This is a genomic window from Paraburkholderia madseniana (assembly GCF_009690905.1).
In the GTDB taxonomy this organism is placed as follows: domain Bacteria; phylum Pseudomonadota; class Gammaproteobacteria; order Burkholderiales; family Burkholderiaceae; genus Paraburkholderia; species Paraburkholderia madseniana.
In genome coordinates, this window is the sequence record NZ_VOSW01000368.1 from 1 (window position 1) to 250 (window position 250).

A 250-nucleotide genomic window follows, 5' to 3' on the forward strand; every position below is an offset into this window, starting at 1 on the left:
CGGCCAAATGGAAAGGGATGGAGGCGATGCAACACCACGGCTACCGTGCGTTGCCGCTTCGACGTATTTACATCCCCAAGAGCAATGGCAAGAAGCGTCCGTTAGGAATTCCCCGCATGCTGTGCAGGTCAATGCAGGCGTTATGGAAGCTCGCGTTGGAGCCCATTGCGGAGAGCTTGGCGGATCCAAACTCGTACGGGTTTCGGCCCAAACGTTCGACTGCCGACGCCATTGAATATTGTTTTACCAC

General features: G+C 55.6%; 1 protein-coding gene. It reads left to right on the top strand.

Annotated features, from left to right (window positions below; all coding sequences use genetic code 11):
- Positions 1–17: 17 nt before the first annotated feature.
- On the top strand, positions 18–250 hold a 233-nt coding region (locus tag FSO04_RS46170), incomplete at its 3' end, for a reverse transcriptase domain-containing protein (protein WP_479687417.1).